The following is a 20771-nucleotide window of genomic DNA, read 5'->3' as shown; positions in this document are numbered from 1 at the left end:
GGGCCCTTCGTACTGCGTTTACCCGCTATGGAATCCCTGCTACTGAACGATCGTGATCCGCTTCGCCGCCGGCGGCGCGATCGGTGTCGTGGGCGTGGAGTTGGCGGTCAGGTAGTCCGCCAGCGCCGCGAGGTCGTCCGCGCCGACCAGGTCGTTCGTGCCCTGGCCCAGCGTCGGGAAGCCGTCGCCGCCGCCCGCGAGGAAGCTGTTCGTCGCGACGCGGTAGGTGGCGGCCGGGTCGATCGCCACTCCGCCCAGCTTGACCGAGTCGACGACCACGCGAGCCGCGCCCGTCTTCGTCATGTCGAGCGTGTAGGTGAGCCCCGAGGACACCTGAAGCACCTTCGGCGAGGCCGTGTTGCCACCGCTCACCTGCTCCTGGAGTACGGAGATCAGCTGGGCGCCGGTGAAGTTCTGGAGGTTGACCGTGTTGGAGAACGGCTGGACCGTGAAGCCCTCGGCGTAGGTGACGACACCGTCGCCCTCGGCGCCCTTCGCCGCGAAGGTGAGCCCCGCGCGGATACCGCCCGGGTTCATCAGCGCGAGGTCGGTCTCCGGGTCGAGCTTCTTGCCGTACGCCAGTTGCGCGTCGGCGATGAGGTCGCCCATCGGGGATTCGGTGCCGGTGCTGGGGATGTCGCCGGAGATGTAGCCGATGGCGCGGTTGCCGATGGGCGCCGCGAGGGTGTTCCAGCGGTTGATCAGGTCGGTCATGTCCGGGGCCTTGGCGACGGTCCGGGTGACCACGTGGTTCGCGGAGCGGACGGCCGTACGGGCGATGTCACCCGTCCAGCGGTCGTACGTCAGCGTGGTGTCCGTGTAGAGGCGGCCGAAGGACGCGGCCGAGGTGACCGTGCGCGGCTTGCCCGAGGGGTCCGGGATGGTGCAGGCGTACGCGGCGTGCGTGTGGCCGGTGACCAGCGCGTCGACCTTCGGGGTGATGTTCTTCGCGATGTCGACGATCGGACCGGAGATCCCGGAGCCGGCGCCCGCCGCGTCACAGTCGTAGTTGTACGAGCCGGAGGCCGGCAGACCGCCCTCGTGGATCAGCGCGACGACCGACTTGACGCCCTGCTTGTCCAGTTCCTTGGCGTACTTGTTGATCGTCTCGACCTCGTCCTTGAACTTGAGGCCCTTCACTCCCTCGGCGGAGACGACACCGGGGGTGTCCTCCAGGGTCACGCCGATGAAGCCGATCTTGACGCCGTTGTGCTTCCACACCCAGTAGGGCTTGAGGATCGGCTTCTTGGTCTTCGCGTCGAGCACGTTCGCCGCGAGGTAGGGGAAGTCGGCGCCCTTGAACTTCTTGCCCTTGACGTAGCAGCCGTCGGTGGGGTGGCAGCCGCCGTTCTGCAGGCGGGCCAGTTCCCTGGCGCCCTCGTCGAACTCGTGGTTGCCGACCGAAGTGACGTCGAGGTCGAGGCCGTTGAGCGCCTCGATGGTGGGCTCGTCGTGGAAGAGGCCCGAGATCAGCGGGGAGGCGCCGACCATGTCGCCGCCGGCCGCCGTGATCGAGTACGGGTTGTCCCCGCGCGCCTCGCGCAGGTGCGTGGCGAGGTACTCGACACCGCCCGCGTCGATCGTCTTCGTCGTACCGTCCGCCTGGATCTCGGTGACCCGGCCGGAGGAGCCGGACGGCGGCTCCAGGTTGCCGTGCAGGTCGTTGAAGGACAGCAACTGCACGTCCTGGTAGCGGCTCGGCTTGCCGTGGCTGTGGCCGCCGGGCTTGGCCGAGCTGTCGCCGGCGCTGGCCGGCAGAGCGGCGGCGGCGAGAGCGCCGACCGTGACGAGCCCGGCGGCGCCGGCGATCAGCGCGCGCGTACGGCGTCTGCGGCGGTGGTACGGCTGGGGTGTGGCTGGCATGTGCCCCCCTGAGGTTCGCGAGGTGAGGAAGACATAAGAAGAGGGTGAACTCTTAAGAAGAGGGTGAGAATTCAGCCCGTCCCGGCGCAGCCTAGGGTCAACGCGCGTAGCGCGACAGGGGTTGAGGGTTACGGAACGGTTGCCTCCCCGGGAGATTCACCATGAATCGGGCAGGCCGTACCCTCGTAGCCATGACCAGCGACGGCACTGAGCCCCTTGTCCCCTCCGGCCTGTCTCGTTCTATCGACACCCTGGCCGCCCTCGCCCCCGAGCAGGCGGACGCCGTTCTCGCACTGCTCGCGGAAGCCTCCCGGAACGACGGTCAGCAGGCGGTTTCCGAGCAGGGGCGGCTGCAGTTGCGCGGGGGCGCCCGCCCGGGCGTGTCGCACTTCCTGCTGAGCGCGGGCGGTGAACTCGTCGGCTACGCCCAACTGGAGGACACCGACCCGGTCGAGGCCCCGGCCGCCGAACTGGTCGTCCACCCGGCCCACCGGGGACACGGTCACGGGCGCGCCCTCGGCTCGGCCCTGCTGGCCGCCTCCGGCAAGCGGCTGCGCGTGTGGGCGCACGGCGGCCACTCCGCCGCCCGGCATCTCGCCCAGGTCCTCGGCCTCACCCTCTTCCGCGAACTGCGCCAACTGCGGCGGCCGTTGGCCGGCCTGGAGCTGCCGGAGCCGAAGCTCCCCGAGGACGTGAGGGTACGGACCTTCGTCCCCGGCGAGGACGACGCGGCCTGGCTCGCGGTGAACGCCGCCGCCTTCGCCCACCACCCCGAACAGGGCTCGCTGACCCAACGCGACCTCGACGACCGCAAGGCGGAGTCCTGGTTCGACCCTGAGGGCTTCTTCCTCGCCTTCCGCGAGGGCGAACTCATCGGCTTCCACTGGACGAAGACGCACGCGACGGAGCGCCTCGGCGAGGTGTACGTCATCGGCCTGAGCCCGGACGCCCAGGGCGGCGGCCTCGGCCGGGCGCTCACCACGATCGGCCTGCGCCATCTGGCGGAGCGCGGGCTGCCCACGGCGATGCTGTACGTCGACGCGGACAACGCGGCGGCGGTGAGCCTGTACGAGCGACTGGGCTTCGAGACCCACGAGACGGACCTGATGTACCGCACCGAGTCCTGACACAAGTCCCGTACGGGGGGTAATCCCGTTCCGGGGGCGGTGATCTTGACACCGCCCCCTCTCTTGGTCCACCCTTTCACTACTCAATTAGTGAAAGGGTGGTTGTACGAGTGGTCGAGTACCGCATCGACAGACGCACCGGCGTCGCCACCTATCTGCAGATCGTCCAGCAGACCAAACAGGCCCTGCGCCTGGGCCTGTTGGAACCCGGCGACAAGCTGCCCACGGCCCGTGAGGTCGTGGAGGCCACCGCCATCAATCCGAACACCGTCCTGAAGGCCTACCGCGAACTGGAGCGCGAGGGCCTGGTGGAGGCGCGGCGGGGCCTCGGCACGTTCGTCCGCAAGTCGCTGGGGGCCGCCCCGGCGGACTCCCCCCTGGGCGCCGAACTGGCCGAGTGGGCCGGCCGGGCCCGCGAGGCGGGACTCGAACGGGACGACGTGGCCGCGCTGTTCACATCCGTACTCGACACGCATTTCAAGGGGGACCAGGGATGAGCGACACCGCCATGGAGGCGGCCGGACTGGGCAAGCGGTTCGGCCGGCGGAAGGGCTGGGCGCTGCGCGAGTGCGCGTTCCGGCTGCCAGCCGGGCGCGTCTGCGCGGTCGTCGGGCCCAACGGCGCCGGCAAGTCCACGCTGCTGGCCCACGCGGCGGGCCTCCTCAGGCCCACCGAGGGCACGCTCACCGTCCTCGGCACCAGCCCGGGGGCAGCGCGCGAGCGCATGGCGTACGTCGCCCAGGACAAGCCCCTGCACCCCCAGCTCACCGTCGAGGACACCCTCCGTCTGGGCCGGGAACTCAACCCTCGGCGCTGGGACCAGGCCGTCGCCGAACGCGTCGTCGCCGACGGCGCCCTTGACCCCGACGCCAAGATCCGCACCCTCTCGGGCGGTCAGCGCACCCGGGTCGCGCTCGCCCTCGCCCTCGGCAAGCGCCCCGAACTGCTGCTCCTGGACGAGCCGATGGCCGACCTCGACCCGCTCGCCCGGCACGAGCTGATGGGCACCCTGATGGCCGACGCCGCCGACAACGGCACCACGGTTGTCATGTCCTCGCACGTCGTGGCCGAGCTGGAGGGCTCCTGCGACCACGTCCTCCTCCTCGGCGCCGGCCAGGTCCGCCTCGCCGGCCCGCTGGACGACCTGCTCGCCGCCCACACCCTGATCACCGGCCCGGCCGCCGGCCTCGACGGCCACACGGTCGTCGAGTCCCGTACGACGGGCCGCCAGACCACCGCCCTCATACGCGCCGGGGGCCGCCTCGCCGGAACCTGGCAGAGCGCCACCCCCACCCTGGAGGAACTGGTCCTCGCCCACCTGCGCTCCCCGCAGGCCCCGGCCCTGCACCTCGACGCGGACGACGCGGACGAGCCGGCGGAGGCCGCCGTATGACCGCCACCGCCCTCACAGAGCCCGCGCGACCCGCGCGGCAGCGAGCCCTCCGGCCGACCGGCCTCACCTGGACCCTCCTGCGTGTACACCGCTCCGCCCTCTGGTTCTGGCTGATGTACGTCGCCGTGGCCGCCGGCGTGCTCCTGTGGCTGTACGGGCCCGGCGCGAACGCGGCCATGGACGAGCTGGTGCGCTCGGGCTGCCGTGACGGCGGTGCCCCCGACCTCGGCTGCGACATGCTGGGCCCCGCCGGCTCCCGCTGGGACTACACCGTCGCCCTCGCCGGCGGCATGATCGCCCTCGCCCCGATCCTGATCGCCGCGTGGGCGGGCGGCTCGCTCATCGGCCGCGAGCTGGAGGACGGCACGGCACGGCTGGCGTGGACCCAGTCCGTGTCCCCGGCACGCTGGCTCGCCGCCAAGCTGACCGTGCCCGCCGTACTGATCATCGCGGGGATGATCCCGCTCACTCTCCTGTACCGCATGATGTGGGCGGCCAATCCCGAACTCCGTGAGTTCAGTTGGCACTGGTTCGACTACCCCGTCTTCAACGCCAACGGGGTCCTCGCGACCGTCTACCCGCTGTTCGGCCTGGCCTTCGGCGCCCTGGTGGGCATGGTCACGCGCCGCTCGCTGCCGGGGCTCGGCGTCTCCCTCGTCGGCGCCGGGATCGTCGTACAGCAGCTCCTGTCCCTGCGTCCGTACCTGTGGCCGGCCGAGACCCAGAGGTCCACGGACGAGCTGCCCGAGGTCTGGATGCCGGTCGGCGAGGGCTCGTACACGTCCACGGGCGCGCGTCTCGGCGAACACCGCGACTACCACCCGCCGTCCCACTTCTGGCCCCTCCAGCTCGTGGAGACGGGCATCGTCCTCGCCCTCGCGACGGTGGCCGCGCTGATCGCGTTCGCCGTCCTCAGACGCCGCACGGGAGCCGCCGTATGACCACCACGACCGCACTCGCGACCCCGGCGAGACCGCAGCGCACTCGGCCCCACGGCCTGCCCTGGGCCTTGCTGATCCTGCACCGCTCGGCCCTGTGGTTCTGGCTGCTGCTGGTCGCCGTGGCCGGCGGGACACTGCTGTGGATGTACGGCCAGGGGGCCGACACCGCCGCCGCCGAGTTCTTCCGGAAGGGCTGCCTCGACAACGCCGTCAGCGACAGCTGCGACTACAACGGCCCCGCGTACTCCCGCTACGGCACCGCCGACACCATCAGCACGGGCCTGATCAACTTCGTACCGCTGCTCACCGCCCTCTGGGCAGGCACCTCGCTCATCGGCCGCGAGCTGGAGAGCGGTACGGCCCAGTTGGCCTGGACCCAGTCCGTGTCCCCGGCGCGCTGGCTCGCCGCCAAGCTCGCTGTACCAGCGGCCCTGCTCACCACGGGCACGCTCGTCCTGGTACTGCTGCACCGCCTGGCGTGGGGCGCGTACACCGATCTGTTCCGTGGAAGGGGTCCCCGGCAGTGGCACGACGCCGGCACCTACCTGGCGAACGGCACCCTCGCCCCCGCGTACGCACTGCTCGGCCTGGCGGTCGGCGCCCTGACGGGACTGCTCGTCCAACGGTCCCTGGCCGCGTCCGGCGCCACCTTCTTCGCCTTCCTGATCCTCCAGTACGTGATCACGTCGCTGCGTCCCTATCTGTGGCCTGCCAAGACCATCACCAGCAGCGAGGGCGACCCGGGCTACACCGGGATGGTCGTCGAGGACGGCGGCATCACGGCCACCGGGAAGCGCATCGAGGGCATCGACTGCCGGTCGCAGTGCGTGACCCTCTACCGCGACTACCACCCGGCCTCCCACTTCTGGCCCCTCCAGCTCATGGAGACCGGCCTCGTCCTCGCCCTCGCCGCCGCCGCGACAGCCGCCGCCTTCTGGGTGCTGCGCCGCCGCACGGCCTGAGCCCCGGCCCGCCCGACCCGCGTATGCCCCTTCCGCAGGGGAGAAGGGGCATACGCACTTCCGGCCCACCCCCGTCACCCCCTTCCCACCCCCGCGAGCCGCCCCCAGATATCCCGCACGTCATGTCCCCGTAACCAGTGATTCAGCCGGGCTTGCGAGGCTCACCCAATGACGCCCGCAGTGCCCAGCCCTTCGCCGCCCCCAGAGGGCGTTAACGGGACCGGAGCGGACCTCTCCGCACCCGCCGCGCTCCCTCTCGCGCGTTCCGACGCGCCGGTCCAGGGCCGGGCGCGGAACAATGGGGTCATGAGCCAGCCAAACGCCCAGTCGCAGGTACAGCACGCGCAGCCGTCCGTCGGTTCTCTGACGTCCCACCGCCCGCACACTGTCTCGGCCGTGGTCTCCGACCTGGAACCCGACATCGACGCCGACCTCGACGAGTACGAGGAGGCACCCTACGACGGCGAACTGCTGCCGCAGGGCCGCTTCCTCGACCGGGAGCGCAGCTGGCTCGCGTTCAACGAGCGGGTGCTCGAACTGGCCGAGGATCCCAATACTCCCCTCCTCGAACGGGCTAACTTCCTGGCGATCTTCGCCAGCAACCTTGACGAGTTCTTCATGGTCCGGGTGGCGGGTCTGAAGCGCCGGATAGCCACCGGCGTGGCCACCCGTTCCGCGTCCGGCCTCCAGCCCCGCGAGGTGCTGGAGATGATCTGGGCCCGCTCCCGCGAGCTGATGGCGCGGCACGCCGCCTGCTACCAGGAGGACGTCGCCCCGGCGCTCGCCGAGGAGGGCGTGCACCTGGTCCGCTGGAGCGAGCTCACCGAGAAGGAGCAGGCCCGCCTGTTCACCCTCTTCCGCCACCAGATCTTCCCGGTCCTCACCCCGCTGGCCGTCGACCCCGCGCACCCCTTCCCGTACATCTCCGGCCTCTCCCTGAACCTCGCGGTGATCGTCCGCAACCCGGTCAGCGGCCACCGCCACTTCGCGCGCGTCAAGGTGCCCCCGCTGCTGTCCCGCTTCCTGGAGGCCTCCCCGAGCCGGTACGTGCCCATCGAGGACGTCATCGCCGCGCACCTCGAAGAGCTGTTCCCCGGCATGGAGGTCCTGGAGCACCACGCCTTCCGCCTCACCCGCAACGAGGACCTCGAGGTCGAGGAGGACGACGCCGAGAACCTCCTCCAGGCCCTGGAGAAGGAACTCATGCGGCGCCGCTTCGGGCCGCCGGTGCGCCTGGAGGTCGAGGAATCCATCGACCGGTACGTACTCGACCTGCTGGTACGGGAGTTGAAGATCACCGAGGCCGAGGTGTACCCGCTGCCGGGTCCGCTCGACCTCACCGGCCTGTTCGGCATCTCCTCGCTCGACCGGCCCGAGCTGAAGTTCCCCAAGTTCATCGCCGGCACCCACCGTGACCTGGCCGAGGTCGAGTCGTCGTCCGCGCCGGACATCTTCGCCGCCCTGCGCGAACGGGACGTCCTGCTGCACCACCCGTACGACAGCTTCTCGACGTCCGTCCAGGCCTTCCTGGAGCAGGCGGCGATCGACGACGACGTCCTCGCCATCAAGCAGACCCTGTACCGGACCTCCGGCGACTCCCCGATCGTGGACGCCCTCATCGAGGCCGCCGAGGCGGGCAAGCAGGTCCTCGTCCTCGTCGAGATCAAGGCCCGCTTCGACGAGCAGGCCAACATCAAGTGGGCGCGCAAGCTGGAGGAGGCCGGCTGCCACGTCGTCTACGGCCTCGTCGGTCTGAAGACCCACTGCAAGCTGTCCCTGGTGGTCCGCCAGGAGGGCGACACACTGCGCCGCTACTCCCACGTCGGCACCGGCAACTACCACCCCAAGACGGCCCGACTGTACGAGGACCTGGGCCTGCTGACGGCCGACCAGCAGGTCGGCGCGGACCTCTCGGACCTGTTCAACCGCCTGTCCGGCTACTCCCGCCGCGAGACCTACCGCCGCCTCCTGGTGGCCCCCAAGTCCCTCCGGGACGGCCTGATCTCGCGGGTCAACAAGGAGGTCCAGCACCACCGTGCCGGACGGCCCGCCTATGTCCGCATCAAGGTCAACTCGATGGTGGACGAGGCGCTGATCGACTCCCTCTACCGGGCCTCCCAGGCAGGCGTCCCGTGCGACGTCTGGGTGCGCGGCATCTGCGCCGTACGGCCGGGAGTCCCGGGCCTGTCCGAGAACATCCGGGTCCGGTCGGTCCTCGGGCGCTTCCTCGAACACTCCCGGGTCTTCTCGTTCGGCAACGGCGGCGAGCCCGAAGTGTGGTTCGGCAGCGCCGACATGATGCACCGCAACCTCGACCGCCGCATCGAGGCACTCGTCAGGGTGACGGACCCGGCCCACCGGGCCGCGCTCAGCCGGATGCTGGAAGCCGGTATGTCCGACACCACGCAGTCCTGGCACCTGGGCCCGGACGGCGAGTGGACCCGGCACGCGACGGACTCCGAGGGCCAACCACTGCGGAACGTCCAGGAGATGCTCATTGACGCCCGGAGGCGCAGGCGTGGCCCAGCAACACCTTGACCCGACCGACCCCACGACGGCCGGCCCCGTGACGGCGGACGCCCTGGCGGACTACCTGCGCGCGCAGGCGACGGAGTTCCTCCGCGCCCTGCGCCTGCACAGGGAGACCGGCCCGGGCTCCGCCGCCCCGGGCGAGGAGCCCGTGGACGCGGCCCGCGCCCTGCGCCACGCGGCCCGCCGCATCACGGGCACCCTCCACACCTTCCGCCCCCTCCTCGACCCCACCTGGGCGGAGGCGATGCACCCCGAACTGGCCTGGCTCTCAGGCACCTTGGCGCGCGAACACGCCTACGCGGCCCGCCTGAACCGCCTCCTACAGGCCCTGCAACGCCTGTCAGGAACCCCTGCTCTCCCCACCCAACAGACCACCACCGTGCCCAGCCGACCCGCCCCCGCCCCCGCTGCGGCCAGCCGCACCGCCCCCGCTGTGGGCAGTCGTTCCGCTGGGGCGGATCCCGTCCCACGGAAAGCGGAACCCGCCACCGGCGGCCCCCGGACCCACCCGGCCGCACCACCGGACCGCGCCAACCTGACCCTGGGCGCCGCGAAGGCAGGCGCCCTGCTGGAACGCCAACTCACCCTCGCCCGCACCCGAGCCCACTCCGCCGCCCTCCAGGCCCTCGGCTCCTCCCGCTTCCACGCCGTCGCCGACAACGTCGCGGTCCTGGCCAGCGAAGTCCCCCTCACCCCCGCCGCCGCCTCCCCCACCACCCCCACCGACCTCCGCCCCCTCGCCCTCGCGGCCCACGACCGCCTCTGCGACGCCGTGACCGCCCTCCCACTCCTCACCGCCGGCCACCCCTACAACGCCGAGGCCCTGATCCACGGCCTCTCCGCCGACCCGGCCCCCCACCCCCAGGACGCCCCCTGGCACCACGTACGCCTCCTCCTGCGCCTGCGCCGCTACGCCCTCGAGGTCATCGAGGGCGACGAAGCCTGGGTCGACGTACGCATGCTGGCGGCCGGCGCGGCACTCAACCGGCACCGGGACGCCTCCGAGGCCGCCGCGGCGGCGGCAGCGGCGGCCCGCACCCCGCGCATCGCCCCGGCGACGGCGTACGCGCTCGGCGTGCTCCACGCCGACCAGCGCCACGAGGTGGAGGCGGCACGGTTCGCGTTCCAGCAGTCCTGGGAGAAGAAGGCGATGAGCACGAGGTGACCCAAACAGCGGAACACCCCGACGAACGCCCGGTACTGGCCGCGGGCTGCGTCCTGTGGCGCCGCTCGCCCGTGGACGGCGGCGGCCTGGAGATCTGCCTCGTCCACCGGCCGAAGTACGACGACTGGTCGCACCCGAAGGGCCGGCTGAAGCGCGACGAGGAGACCCTCGCCGCCGCGCTGCGCGAGGTCGAGGAGGAGACGGGCTACGAGGCCACCCCCGGCGCTCGCCTGACCACGTCCCACTACGAGGCCAACGGCCGCCCCAAGCAGGTGAGTTACTGGGCGGCGGAGGCGACGTCCGGCGTCTTCGTCCCGAACGACGAGGTCGACCGCATCCTGTGGCTGCCCCCGGAAACGGCCCGCGCCCGGCTGACCCAGCCCCGCGACAGGGACCTCGTCGACGAACTACTGGCCCTGCCGACGGCTTAGTTGGGGACGACTGTCCCTAGGGCAGGTCGTCCACATGGCCCTTGCCGTCCGTCCGGGCCAGACTGCGGGCCCGACGGGCCGGCCCGCGCCACCCGCAGACGCATCTGGCGAAGCAGAACGGCCCGTGCTCCACCATGGAAACGGAGTGCTCTTCGGGAAAATCGGACTGTTCGCTTCGGTCCTGCTGCGCCACACCCTCAACCGTACCCACCCCCGGGTAAAGCACCGGTATCCCGGTATCCGCGTGACAACCTCCCCCACCCCTCGTTAACCGGAACGACGACGACGGCCGTGGACCGACGGCCCGGCTTGGGGGTGGGCGGCGATGGACAGGCGGCGCGACTGGCGAGCGGGCGGGGCGGTCGGTGTTCCCGCCACGCCAACGGGTTTCCTGATCAGCGCCACTGTCTGCGCCACCATCTGCGCCATCTCCGCCACCGGCTGCACGGCCGGCGGTGGCGCAGACGGCGTCACCGAGGACGCGCGCCCGGCGGGCGACGCGGTCCGCGTCCTGCACCGCGCGGCCACGGTCCTGGTGGACGCGGGCACCTCGAGGACCACCACCTCCATGGAGATGGCCACCGGCGGCACCCGGGTCACCATCCGGGGCGAGGGTGTCTACGACTACACGAAACAGCTCGGCCGGCTGCGCGTGCTGCTCCCCCAGGACCCGGCGGGCGCCAGCCCGCACCGCCCGATCACCGAACTCCTCGCCCCGGGCGCCCTGTTCATGAAGAACCGGGGGGCGGGCGTCCCCGCCGACAAGTGGGTACGGGTGGACACGGCGACCATGACCGACGGCAACCTGGTGACGGGCGGCGCCACGGACCCGTTCGCCGCCGCCGAGGTACTGCGCGGGACGCGCGAGGCGACGTACGTCGGCCGGACCCGGGTAGCCGACACGGACGTACGGCACTACCGGGGCACCGCCGACCTCGCCGTGGCCGCGCAGAACGCCTCGCCGGGCAACAAGGGGCCGTTGGGAGCGGCGGCGAAAGGGTTCGCCACGGCGAGGGTCCCCTTCGACGCCTACCTCGACGACCAGGGCCGTATCCGCAAGCTCCTGCACCGGTTCAGCTTCGTCAACGGACTCGGCGGGCAGCGGAGCACGGTCGCGGTCGCCTCGACGACGCTGCTGTTCGATTTCGGGACCCCCGTGCACGTACGGCTGCCACGGCCGGCGGACATCTACGCGGGCCGGATCGCCGAACAGTGAGGGGCGAGCAACCCGGCGGCCCGCCCCTGCGTCCGCCACAGCGCAAGGACTAGCCCGTCCGTGCCATGCGCGGTGCGTAGAGCGCTACCTACTCTAGGAAGCGGTTACGGCAGAGAAGAGGTGACGCACGTGGCTCAGGTCGGCGGTACGGCAGTTCAGGACCACGTGGCCCTCGCCGAGATCGAACTGTGCGGAGACCTGATCATCGCGGCCTCGGCGGCCGGCGAGGAGCGGCTCAGCCTGGAGAGCATCGACGCGGTGCTGAGGGTGGCGGAGGAACGCGAGGGACGCAAGGTCCGATCGGCTGGCTGAAAACCGCCGTAGGGGACGGGGCAGCCGGTCAGACAGCCTCAGTCAGGTACGCAGCAGCCGGCCGATCGCCTTGGTCGCCTCCTCCACCTTCGCGTCGATCTCCGTACCGCCCTTGAGGGCCGCGTCCGCGACGCAGTGCCGCAGGTGCTCCTCGAGGAGCTGGAGCGCGAAGGACTGCAGGGCCTTGGTGGAGGCGGAGACCTGCGTGAGTATGTCGATGCAGTAGACGTCCTCGTCGACCATCCGCTGGAGCCCCCGGATCTGGCCCTCGATGCGGCGCAGCCGCTTCAGATGCTCGTCCTTCTGCTTGTGGTACCCGTGCACACCCCGGTCATGATCGGTCACGACGTCGGGCGTCTCCGCTCCGGCCTCGGTGGTCGTCATCGCATCCTCCCGTTGGGACAAACATCGGAACCACGTCGGACCCACAGCGGACCCGCATCGGAACCAAAACTCCCCTTATACCCCTGCCGGGTATATGGTAACCAACTTTCCTGGGTATAGGGCCGGGTATAGACCACTGTGCAGTCCACTCTGTCCGATGGGCGACACTGGGGACCGACCCGATAGCCGTGGCCGGATGTTGCGCCTAGCATCAGCCTGACCGATTTCGAAGGACTCCGAGGACCTCACGTGCGATTTCGTCTGACCCCCAGGGAGACGAGCTTCTATGACATGTTCGCCGCATCCGCGGACAACATCGTCACGGGCTCGCGACTCCTCATGGAACTGCTCGGGGCGGACGCCTCCGGCCGGGCCGAGATCGCAGAGCGTATGCGGGCCGCGGAACACGCCGGCGACGACGCCACCCACGCGATCTTCCACCAGCTGAACTCCTCGTTCATCACACCGTTCGACCGCGAGGACATCTACAACCTCGCCTCGCTGCTCGACGACATCATGGACTTCATGGAGGAGGCCGTCGACCTGGTGGTCCTCTACAACGTGGAGGAGCTGCCCAAGGGCGTCGACCAGCAGATCGAGGTCCTGGCGCGGGCGGCGGAACTGACGGCGGAGGCGATGCCGAACCTCCGCACGATGGAGAACCTCACGGAGTACTGGATCGAGGTGAACCGGCTGGAGAACCAGGCGGACCAGATCCACCGCAAGCTCCTCGCCCACCTGTTCAACGGCAAGTACGACGCGATCGAGGTGCTGAAGCTCAAGCAGATCGTGGACGTGCTGGAGGAGGCGGCCGACGCCTTCGAGCATGTGGCGAACACGGTGGAGACCATCGCCGTCAAGGAGTCCTGACCCCTTCATGGACACCTTCGCACTGATCGTGACCATCGGTGTCGCGCTCGGATTCACGTACACGAACGGCTTCCACGACTCGGCGAACGCGATCGCCACATCCGTGTCCACCCGTGCCCTGACGCCCCGCGCGGCACTGGCGATGGCCGCGGTGATGAACCTGGCGGGCGCGTTCCTGGGCAGCGGCGTCGCCAAGACGGTCAGCGAGGGCCTGATCGAGACGCCCGAGGGTTCCTCGGGCATGGCGATCCTGTTCGCCGCGCTGGTCGGCGCGATCACCTGGAACCTGATCACCTGGTACTTCGGCCTTCCCTCGTCCTCCTCGCACGCGCTGTTCGGCGGCATGGTGGGGGCGGCACTGGCGGGCGGCACGAAGGTCTACTGGGACGGCGTCATGGAGAAGGTCGTCATCCCGATGTTCGTCTCTCCGCTGGTGGGCCTGGTGGCCGGCTACCTGGTGATGACGGCGATCCTGTGGATCTTCCGACGCGCCAACCCGCACAAGGCGAAGCGCGGTTTCCGTATCGCCCAGACGGTGTCCGCGGCGGGCATGGCCCTGGGCCACGGCCTCCAGGACGCCCAGAAGACGATGGGCATCGTGGTGATGGCCCTGGTCATCGCGGACGTCGAGGACTACGGCGACCCGATCCCGGTCTGGGTCAAGATCGCCTGCGCGGTGATGCTGTCGCTGGGCACGTACGCGGGCGGCTGGCGCATCATGCGCACGCTTGGCCGCAAGATCATCGAACTCGACCCGCCCCAGGGCTTCGCCGCGGAGACCACGGGCGCGTCGATCATGTTCACGACGGCGTACCTCTTCAAGGCCCCGGTCTCCACGACTCACGTGATCACGTCCGCGATCATGGGCGTGGGCGCGACGAAGAGGGTGAAGGCGGTGCGGTGGGGGATCGCCAAGAACATCGTCCTGGGCTGGTTCATCACCATGCCGGCCGCGGCGGTGGTGGCTGCCGCCGGCTACGGGATCGTGTGGCTGGCGTTCCTGTAACTACTTTTCCCACCCACCCACCCGTTTACGGCATCTACGCCCGCATCTCCAGCCCGTCCGGCGTTTGAGGACAAGGCCCGTTCAGGGCCGGTGGGGGGTCTGGGGGCGCAGCCCCCAGGGACAGGATGGGACGGGTAGGGGCGGCGGGGGCGAGCAAAACGGGCCCGCCCCCGGAAGGAAGCTCCGGGGGCGGGCCTATTCGACCTCACGGTGGCACCGCCATGCAGCACCGCGAGGGGTACGGAGAGGACGTACACAGCCCCTCGGCTCAGCCGAAGCGCCCAGAGATGTAGTCCTCAGTAGCCTGCACAGACGGATTCGAGAAGATCCGCTCAGTCTCGTCGATCTCGATCAACTTCCCCGGCTGCCCGACCGCCGCAAGGTTGAAGAACGCCGTACGATCCGAAACCCGCGCCGCCTGCTGCATGTTGTGCGTCACGATGACAATCGTGAACCGTTCCTTCAGCTCACCGATCAGGTCCTCGATGGCGAGCGTCGAGATCGGGTCGAGGGCCGAGCACGGCTCGTCCATCAACAGCACCTTCGGCTCCACGGCGATCGCCCGCGCGATGCACAACCGCTGCTGCTGACCGCCCGACAGCCCCGAACCGGGCTTGTTCAGCCGGTCCTTGACCTCGTTCCAGAGGTTCGCGCCCTTGAGCGACTTCTCCACGATGTCGTTCAGCTCGGACTTCTTGTACGAGCCGTTCAGCCGCAGCCCCGCCGCCACGTTGTCGTAGACCGACATCGTCGGGAAGGGGTTCGGCCGCTGGAAGACCATGCCGACCTCACGCCGTACCGCCACCGGGTCGACCCCGGCGCCGTACAGGTTCTCGTCGTCGAGCATGACCTTGCCGTCGACGCGCCCGCCGGGCGTGACCTCGTGCATGCGGTTCAGGGTGCGCAGGAAGGTGGACTTGCCGCAGCCGGAGGGGCCGATGAAGGCCGTCACCGAGCGCGGCTCGACCGTCATCGAGATGTCCTCGATCGCGCGGAAGGAGCCGTAGTAGGCGCTGAGGCCGCTTACGTCGATTCGCTTGGCCATGGGTATCACTGCTTCTTTCGAGGGGCGGCCGGCCACCTGGCCGACGCGAGGTCGCTGTCGTACGGCCGCGTCAGCGACCTGTCTTCGGAGCCTTCCAGCGGGCGATGGCGCGAGCTCCGAGGTTGAGGATCATCACGAAGGCGATCAGCGTGAGCGACGCCGCCCAGGCACGGTCGTACGCCGCTTCCGCACCACCACTGTTCGCGTACTGCTGATAGATGTACAGCGGCAGCGAGGCCTGCGCACCCTCGAAGGGGTTGTTGTTGATGAAGGGGTTGCCGAAGACCAGCAGCAGCACCGGTGCCGTCTCGCCCGCGATACGGGCGACGGCCAGCATGACGCCGGTGGTGATGCCGCCGATGGCGGTCGGCAGGACCACCTTCAGGATGGTGCGCCACTTCGGGATGCCGAGCGCGAGGGACGCCTCACGCAGCTCGTTCGGTACGAGCTTCAGCATCTCCTCCGTCGAACGGACGACCACCGGCATCATCAGGATGGCCAGGGCCAGCGAGCCGGCGAAGCCGAACGGCTGCATGTCGAACTGCAGCATGAGGCTCAGGATGAACAGACCCGCGACGATCGACGGGATACCGGTCATGACGTCCACGAAGAACGTGACCGCCTTGGCCAGCGCGCCGCGCCCGTACTCCACCAGGTAGATCGCGGTGAGCACGCCGATCGGCGCGCCGATCGCGGTGGCCAGGCCGACCTGCTCGAGGCTGCCGATGATGGCGTGGTAGATGCCACCGCCGGGCTCGCTGTCGGCGACGACGCCCATGGAGTGGGTCAGGAAGAAGACGTCGAGGACCTTCACACCGCGCGAGACGGTCGTCCACAGCAGGGAGACCAGCGGCACGAGGGCGAGCAGGAAGGCCACCCAGACCAGCGAGGTCGCGATGCGGTCCTTGGCCTGACGCTTGCCCTCGACGCGCGTGGCGATGACGTACGTACCGACGACGAAGAGGATCGCGGCGATCAGCCCCCACTGGACGCTGCTCTCCAGGCCGGCGGCGGCGCTGATGCCGATCCCGAGCGCGACGGAGGCACCGGCCAGCGCCCACGGGAACCACTTGGGGAGCCTGGCGCCCTGCAGGGAGCTGGGGCGCTTGTCGGCTACGACGGTGCTCATGCGTTGGCCCCCGAGTACTCGGCGCGGCGGGCGATGATCGCGCGGGCGGCGCCGTTGACCACCAGAGTGATGACGAACAGGACCAGACCGGAGGCGATGAGCGCGTCACGGCCGTACTCCGTGGCCTCGCCGAACTTGGCGGCGATGTTCTGCGCGAAGGTGCCGCCGCCCGGGTCGAGCAGGCTGGTCTGGATGAGGAAGCTCGGGGACAGGACGGTGGCGACGGCCATCGTCTCGCCGAGCGCGCGGCCGAGGCCGAGCATCGACGCGGAGATCACACCGGAGCGGCCGAAGGGCAGCACCGCCATGCGGATGACCTCCCAGCGGGTGGCACCGAGGGCCAGCGCGGCCTCCTCGTTCATCCGGGGGGTCTGCCGGAAGACCTCACGGCTGACGTTCGTGATGACGGGGAGGATCATGATCGCGAGCAGGATGCCCACGGTCAGCATCGAGCGGGGCGCGCCCTCTTCCCAGGAGAAGACGCCGGTCCAGCCGAGGTAGTCGTTGAGCCAGCCGAAGAGGCCGTTCATGTGCGGTACGAGGACCAGGGCGCCCCACAGGCCGTACACGATGGACGGTACGGCGGCGAGCAGGTCGATCACGTACGCGATGGGACCGCTCAGCTTGCGCGGGGCGTAGTGCGTGAGGAACAGCGCGATGGCGACGGCGACCGGGACGGCGATGGCCATGGCGATGATCGAGGAGACCACCGTGCCGAAGGCCAGGACGGCTATGCCGAACACCGGCGGGTTGAGGTTGGCGTTCCACTCGAAGGTGGTGAGGAAGTTGCCCTCGTCCTTGCTGATGGCGAGGACCGCGCGATAGGTCAGGAAGATCGCGATCGCGGCCATGATCGCCAGCAGCAGGATGCCCGAACCCCGGGAGAGACCGAGGAAGATCCGGTCACCGAGACGGGTGGCGCCGCGAGCGGCGCGCTTCTCCTCGGCCGTGGGGGACTGGGGCGCTGCGGGTGGGGTGGTCTCTGGGTTCTTGGTGGTTGTGTCCATCGGGTTCTCCGGTCTGCGGTGCCGCACCCGGGGATGCGGCTCCTGGCGGCGGTGCACCGGACGGTGCGGGCGGGTTCCGTCGGCGGCGGTGGCCTACGGCGGAACCCGACCGCACTCTCAGATCAGGCCAGGCTCTCGACGGTGGTCCGAACCTTGGCGATGATGTCGGCGGGGATCGGCGCGTAGTCGATCCCGCTCAGGATTCCCTGGCCCTCTTCGCTGGTGATGTAGCGCAGGAAGGCCTTCGTGGCGGGCAGGGTGTCCGCCTTGTTGCCCTTGTCACAGGCGATCTCGTACGTGACCAGGGTGATCGGGTACGCGCCCTCGGCCTTGGTCTTGTAGTCCAGCTTCAGCGACAGGTCGCTGCCGGTGCCGACCACCTGGGCGGCCGCGATGGCCTTGGTGGCGGAGTCGGAGGACGGCTTGACCGGGGCGCTGGCGCCGGTCGCCACGGCCACCGTGGACAGGTCCTTGGCGTACGACAGCTCCATGTAGCCGATCGCGCCGGCGGTCTGCTTGACCTGCGCCGCGATGCCTGACGAACCGGAGGCCGCCTGGCCGCCCTTGGCCTGCCAGGCCTTGCCGCCCTCGTACTTCCAGTTCTCGGGGGTGGTGGCGATCAGGTACTTGGTGAGGTTGTCCGTGGTGCCGGAGTCCTCGGAGCGGTGGAACGCCTGGATCTTGGTGCTGGGCAGCGTCGCGCCCGGGTTCAGCGCCTTGATCGCCGGGTCGTCCCACTTGCTGATCTTGCTGTCGAAGATCTTCGCGAGGGTCGGCGCGTCCAGGACGAGGTTGTCGACGCCCGGGAGGTTGTAGGCGAGCGCGATGGCTCCGCCGACCGCCGGGAGGTCGATGCCCGTGCCGCCGGTGCAGACCTTCTTGGAGGCCTCGACGTCCTCGGGCTTCAGCGCCGAGTCGGAACCGGCGAAGGCGACCGTGCCCTGCGTGAACGCGGTGACACCGGCGCCGGAGCCGCCACCCTTGTAGTTGATCTGCACACCGGGGCAGGCGGCCGTGAAGGCCTTGACCCAGGCGTCGATCGCGTTCTTCTGCGCGGAGGAGCCGTCGGCCAGCAGCTGGCCCTTGGCGTCGTCACACTTGATGGAGCTGTTGGCCGCGGTGGAGGCGCCGCCACCGGCGGACTTGTCGGTGCCGGTGTCGTCGGAGCCGCACGCCGTGAGGGCCAGGGCGCCGGAGACGGCGAGAGCACCGAGGGTGAGGGCCCGCCGGTTCATGCGCTGAAGCTTCACTGTCGGGTGTTTCCTTCCAGGAGCCGCCGTCCTGAATCCGGCGGCGTGCGAGGTCGCGAAGTAGGGGCGGAGCCGGGGCGCCCGGGTGGGCACACGCAGCACCGGTAAGGCCGAAAGTAGGCAGATCAGGTGAAGCCGCCTACGGGCGCGGGTGAACGGCGGGTGAACCCCTGCGGTCGGTGCGGTGAGGTCACGGAACGCTCACGGGGAGGGCACGTGTGGGTCCCGACCGGCAGAACAGCCCCGCCCGTGCGTCTCCTGCTGTACAAGCCCGGAATACCTCCATCCCCTCCCTCCCGCAAACGCAGCGGCAGCGGAACCCGCGTGGACCCACATGGAACCCACATGGAACTAACGATGCATGGAACCCGTCTCGTTCGACGGGAGCGGCAAGGGCGCAACCGAGGGACCCCAGAAGCCCAGCACCTGTGACATCGAGGAGCACCATGCAGCGGCGTACGTTCATAGGAGGCGGCGCGGCGGCCGCCCTGACGGCGATGACGACAGCGGCATGCACAAACCCGAAGGCAGAGGCGAAAGCCGAGGCAGCCCCCACCACACCCCCTGCCACCACACCCCTCACCACGACGAGCGCCTCCTCCCCCGCCAACTGGACGGCCCTCGCCCGCGACCTCGACGGCCCGCTGATCCGCCCCGGGGACGCCTCCTGGGCGGCGGCCCGCCAGCTCTACAACACCCGCTTCGACAGCCTGAAGCCGGCCGCGGTGGCGTACGTGGCCCACGCCGACGACATCCGTACGGTCCTCTCCTACGCCCGCGCCCACTCCGTCCCCGTGGCGATCCGCAACGGCGGCCACTCGTACGCGGGCTGGTCCTCGGGCAACGGCCGCCTGATCGTCGACGTGTCGAAGCTGAACCGCGTGCGAGCGGCCGGCGGCACAGCGGTCGTGGGAGCGGGCTCGAAACTGATCGACGTCTACCGAGCCCTGACGGCGAAGGGCGTCACGATCCCGGCGGGCTCGTGCCCCACGGTGGGAGTCTCGGGCCTGACGCTGGGCGGCGGCCACGGAGTGGTGTCCCGGGCCTACGGCCTGACCTGCGACAGCCTCACCCAGGCCACTCTGATCACAGCGGACGGCCGCCAACTCACGGCGAACGCCACAACGAACAAAGACCTCTTCTGGGCCCTGCGAGGCGCGGGCAACGGCAACTTCGGCATCGTCACGGAACTCCACTTCCGCACCCACCCGGCGCCGCAGGCGGTCGCGGCGTACATGTCCTGGCCGTGGCGGAAGGCGGCGGCGGTCATGAAGGCCTGGCAGGAGTGGGGCCCGACGCAGCCGGACGAGATCTGGTCGGCCCTGCACGTGGCGAACGCGGCGGGCGGCACCCCCACGATCTCCATCTCGGCGTTCTCGCTCGGCACCTACCGGGAGCTGCAGAACGCGGTGGACCGCCTGGCGGACAGAATCGGCGCACCGGCAAGCAGCGTCTCCCTCAAACGCCGCTCGTACGAGGAGGCGATGGAGGTGTACGCGGGCTGCTCGTCCTTCGCGACGGACGCGCAGTGCCACCTGCCGGGCCGCACACCGGGCCGCTCCCCCCAGGGCGCGCTGGGCCGCGAAACCTACGCGGCCCGCTCGGACTTCTTCGACCGCTCCCTCTCCCCCGCAGGCATCCAGACGCTGCTCTCCCGAATGACACAGGTCAGGGGCGGCTCGGGCAGCATCGCGTTCACGGCCCTGGGGGGCGCGGTGAACCGGGTCTCACCGACGGCGACGGCATTCGTCCACCGGCGCAGCAGGATGCTGGCCCAGTACATCGCGTCCTGGCGCGCCGGAACGCCGGGCACAGCGGCCCAGTCCTGGCTGACATCGACCCACAACGCGATGTCCCCGTACGCCTCGGGAGCCGCGTACCAGAACTACACGGACCCCACCCTGAGAAACTGGCGAAAGGCGTACTACGGACCGGCGGCAACCCGCCTGACCCAACTGAAGCACCAGTACGACCCGAACCGCGTCTTCTCGTACCCACAGGCGCTGTGACCGACCCGGAGAAGAAATCCCGGCCCGCATTTCCAGCCCGTCCGGCGTTTGAGGACAAGGCCCGTCCAGGGCCGTAGCGGGGGTCTGGGGGCGGCAGCCCCCAGGAACGGGATGGGACGGGTAGGGGCG

General features: G+C 70.1%; 19 protein-coding genes. 13 read left to right on the top strand and 6 right to left on the bottom strand.

The features are described 5' to 3' along the window. Positions 1 to 39: 39 nt before the first annotated feature. Entirely contained in the window at positions 40 to 1863 is a 1824-nt protein-coding gene (locus ABZ855_RS34015; protein WP_360813380.1) for a bifunctional metallophosphatase/5'-nucleotidase, read from the bottom strand. 191 nt (positions 1864 to 2054) lie between these two features. Between ABZ855_RS34015 and mshD the strand changes: the two genes are divergently transcribed. The 10 genes from mshD (at position 2055) to ABZ855_RS33965 (ending at position 11942) form a co-directional block, all read left to right on the top strand. Further along, positions 2055 to 2990, top strand: coding sequence for a mycothiol synthase (gene mshD, locus ABZ855_RS34010; RefSeq protein ID WP_360813378.1), 936 nt, complete (start codon positions 2055 to 2057; stop codon positions 2988 to 2990). A gap of 110 nt (positions 2991 to 3100) precedes the next feature. Further along, complete coding sequence (locus ABZ855_RS34005) at positions 3101 to 3487, top strand: GntR family transcriptional regulator (protein WP_360813575.1); 387 nt, start codon at positions 3101 to 3103, stop codon at positions 3485 to 3487. Next, positions 3484 to 4383, top strand: a complete 900-nt coding sequence (locus ABZ855_RS34000; protein WP_360813376.1) for an ABC transporter ATP-binding protein — start codon at positions 3484 to 3486, stop codon at positions 4381 to 4383. Before ABZ855_RS34005 ends, ABZ855_RS34000 begins: the two co-directional genes overlap by 4 nt. Further along, positions 4380 to 5324, top strand: a complete 945-nt coding sequence (locus tag ABZ855_RS33995; RefSeq protein WP_360813374.1) for an ABC transporter permease — start codon at positions 4380 to 4382, stop codon at positions 5322 to 5324. The genes ABZ855_RS34000 and ABZ855_RS33995 overlap by 4 nt, the downstream gene beginning before the upstream one ends. Further along, positions 5321 to 6286: an ABC transporter permease gene (locus ABZ855_RS33990; RefSeq protein WP_360813373.1), complete on the top strand. Its 966-nt coding sequence runs from the start codon at positions 5321 to 5323 to the stop codon at positions 6284 to 6286. Before ABZ855_RS33995 ends, ABZ855_RS33990 begins: the two co-directional genes overlap by 4 nt. A 306-nt stretch (positions 6287 to 6592) precedes the next feature. Beyond that, positions 6593 to 8824 (top strand): RNA degradosome polyphosphate kinase, encoded by a 2232-nt coding sequence (locus ABZ855_RS33985; protein ID WP_360813372.1) that lies wholly within the window; start codon positions 6593 to 6595, stop codon positions 8822 to 8824. Further along, positions 8805 to 9983 carry a CHAD domain-containing protein gene (locus ABZ855_RS33980; RefSeq protein WP_360813371.1) on the top strand — a complete coding sequence of 393 codons (1179 nt, stop codon included), beginning with the start codon at positions 8805 to 8807 and terminating at the stop codon, positions 9981 to 9983. Before ABZ855_RS33985 ends, ABZ855_RS33980 begins: the two co-directional genes overlap by 20 nt. Next, the gene (locus tag ABZ855_RS33975; RefSeq protein ID WP_360813370.1) at positions 9980 to 10414 is read left to right on the top strand and encodes an NUDIX hydrolase; all 435 of its coding nucleotides are present in this window, start codon (positions 9980 to 9982) and stop codon (positions 10412 to 10414) included. The genes ABZ855_RS33980 and ABZ855_RS33975 overlap by 4 nt, the downstream gene beginning before the upstream one ends. 325 nt (positions 10415 to 10739) lie before the next feature. Then, a complete protein-coding gene (locus tag ABZ855_RS33970; protein WP_360813369.1) occupies positions 10740 to 11630 on the top strand; it encodes a hypothetical protein in 891 nt (296 codons plus the stop codon). 120 nt (positions 11631 to 11750) lie between these two features. Then, positions 11751 to 11942, top strand: coding sequence for a hypothetical protein (locus ABZ855_RS33965; RefSeq protein WP_360813368.1), 192 nt, complete (start codon positions 11751 to 11753; stop codon positions 11940 to 11942). 42 nt (positions 11943 to 11984) lie between these two features. Here the strand turns inward: ABZ855_RS33965 and ABZ855_RS33960 are convergent, their stop codons facing one another. Then, the gene (locus tag ABZ855_RS33960; protein ID WP_319208520.1) at positions 11985 to 12326 is read right to left on the bottom strand and encodes a metal-sensitive transcriptional regulator; all 342 of its coding nucleotides are present in this window, start codon (positions 12324 to 12326) and stop codon (positions 11985 to 11987) included. 249 nt (positions 12327 to 12575) lie between these two features. Here ABZ855_RS33960 and ABZ855_RS33955 point away from each other — a divergent pair, with 249 nt between their 5' ends. Together ABZ855_RS33955 and ABZ855_RS33950 are read left to right on the top strand one after the other, a co-directional pair. Further along, the gene (locus ABZ855_RS33955) at positions 12576 to 13196 is read left to right on the top strand and encodes a DUF47 family protein (protein ID WP_053742085.1); all 621 of its coding nucleotides are present in this window, start codon (positions 12576 to 12578) and stop codon (positions 13194 to 13196) included. Positions 13197 to 13203: 7 nt separating this feature from the next. Further along, positions 13204 to 14202 carry an inorganic phosphate transporter gene (locus ABZ855_RS33950; RefSeq protein ID WP_360813367.1) on the top strand — a complete coding sequence of 333 codons (999 nt, stop codon included), beginning with the start codon at positions 13204 to 13206 and terminating at the stop codon, positions 14200 to 14202. A gap of 268 nt (positions 14203 to 14470) precedes the next feature. Here the strand turns inward: ABZ855_RS33950 and pstB are convergent, their stop codons facing one another. From pstB to pstS, 4 genes are all read right to left on the bottom strand, one after another. Beyond that, on the bottom strand, positions 14471 to 15247 hold the full coding sequence (gene pstB, locus ABZ855_RS33945; protein ID WP_319208515.1) for a phosphate ABC transporter ATP-binding protein PstB: 777 nt from the start codon (positions 15245 to 15247) through the stop codon (positions 14471 to 14473). A gap of 70 nt (positions 15248 to 15317) precedes the next feature. Beyond that, a complete protein-coding gene (pstA, locus tag ABZ855_RS33940) occupies positions 15318 to 16376 on the bottom strand; it encodes a phosphate ABC transporter permease PstA (protein ID WP_360813366.1) in 1059 nt (352 codons plus the stop codon). Beyond that, positions 16373 to 17383 carry a phosphate ABC transporter permease subunit PstC gene (gene pstC / locus ABZ855_RS33935; protein WP_360813365.1) on the bottom strand — a complete coding sequence of 337 codons (1011 nt, stop codon included), beginning with the start codon at positions 17381 to 17383 and terminating at the stop codon, positions 16373 to 16375. Before pstC ends, pstA begins: the two co-directional genes overlap by 4 nt. Positions 17384 to 17505: 122 nt before the next feature. Continuing rightward, positions 17506 to 18633: a phosphate ABC transporter substrate-binding protein PstS gene (gene pstS, locus ABZ855_RS33930; RefSeq protein ID WP_360813364.1), complete on the bottom strand. Its 1128-nt coding sequence runs from the start codon at positions 18631 to 18633 to the stop codon at positions 17506 to 17508. A gap of 446 nt (positions 18634 to 19079) precedes the next feature. Here pstS and ABZ855_RS33925 point away from each other — a divergent pair, with 446 nt between their 5' ends. Then, positions 19080 to 20642: an FAD-binding oxidoreductase gene (locus ABZ855_RS33925; RefSeq protein ID WP_360813363.1), complete on the top strand. Its 1563-nt coding sequence runs from the start codon at positions 19080 to 19082 to the stop codon at positions 20640 to 20642. Positions 20643 to 20771: the final 129 nt, after the last annotated feature.

The sequence above is a fragment of the Streptomyces sp. NPDC047042 genome (genome assembly GCF_040644035.1).
GTDB lineage: Bacteria > Actinomycetota > Actinomycetes > Streptomycetales > Streptomycetaceae > Streptomyces.
This window is presented reverse-complemented; position numbering and strand designations above follow the sequence as displayed.

Bases quoted from the DNA above. Each gene is read 5' to 3' on its own strand.
- ABZ855_RS34015 (WP_360813380.1), bottom strand. From the start codon at position 1,863: ATGCCAGCCACACCCCAGCCGTACCACCGCCGCAGACGCCGTACGCGC.
- mshD (WP_360813378.1), top strand. From the start codon at position 2,055: ATGACCAGCGACGGCACTGAGCCCCTTGTCCCCTCCGGCCTGTCTCGT.
- ABZ855_RS34000 (WP_360813376.1), top strand. From the start codon at position 3,484: ATGAGCGACACCGCCATGGAGGCGGCCGGACTGGGCAAGCGGTTCGGC.
- ABZ855_RS33995 (WP_360813374.1), top strand. From the start codon at position 4,380: ATGACCGCCACCGCCCTCACAGAGCCCGCGCGACCCGCGCGGCAGCGA.
- ABZ855_RS33990 (WP_360813373.1), top strand. From the start codon at position 5,321: ATGACCACCACGACCGCACTCGCGACCCCGGCGAGACCGCAGCGCACT.
- ABZ855_RS33985 (WP_360813372.1), top strand. From the start codon at position 6,593: ATGAGCCAGCCAAACGCCCAGTCGCAGGTACAGCACGCGCAGCCGTCC.
- ABZ855_RS33970 (WP_360813369.1), top strand. From the start codon at position 10,740: ATGGACAGGCGGCGCGACTGGCGAGCGGGCGGGGCGGTCGGTGTTCCC.
- ABZ855_RS33960 (WP_319208520.1), bottom strand. From the start codon at position 12,326: ATGACGACCACCGAGGCCGGAGCGGAGACGCCCGACGTCGTGACCGAT.
- ABZ855_RS33950 (WP_360813367.1), top strand. From the start codon at position 13,204: ATGGACACCTTCGCACTGATCGTGACCATCGGTGTCGCGCTCGGATTC.
- pstB (WP_319208515.1), bottom strand. From the start codon at position 15,247: ATGGCCAAGCGAATCGACGTAAGCGGCCTCAGCGCCTACTACGGCTCC.
- pstA (WP_360813366.1), bottom strand. From the start codon at position 16,376: ATGAGCACCGTCGTAGCCGACAAGCGCCCCAGCTCCCTGCAGGGCGCC.
- pstC (WP_360813365.1), bottom strand. From the start codon at position 17,383: ATGGACACAACCACCAAGAACCCAGAGACCACCCCACCCGCAGCGCCC.
- ABZ855_RS33925 (WP_360813363.1), top strand. From the start codon at position 19,080: ATGCAGCGGCGTACGTTCATAGGAGGCGGCGCGGCGGCCGCCCTGACG.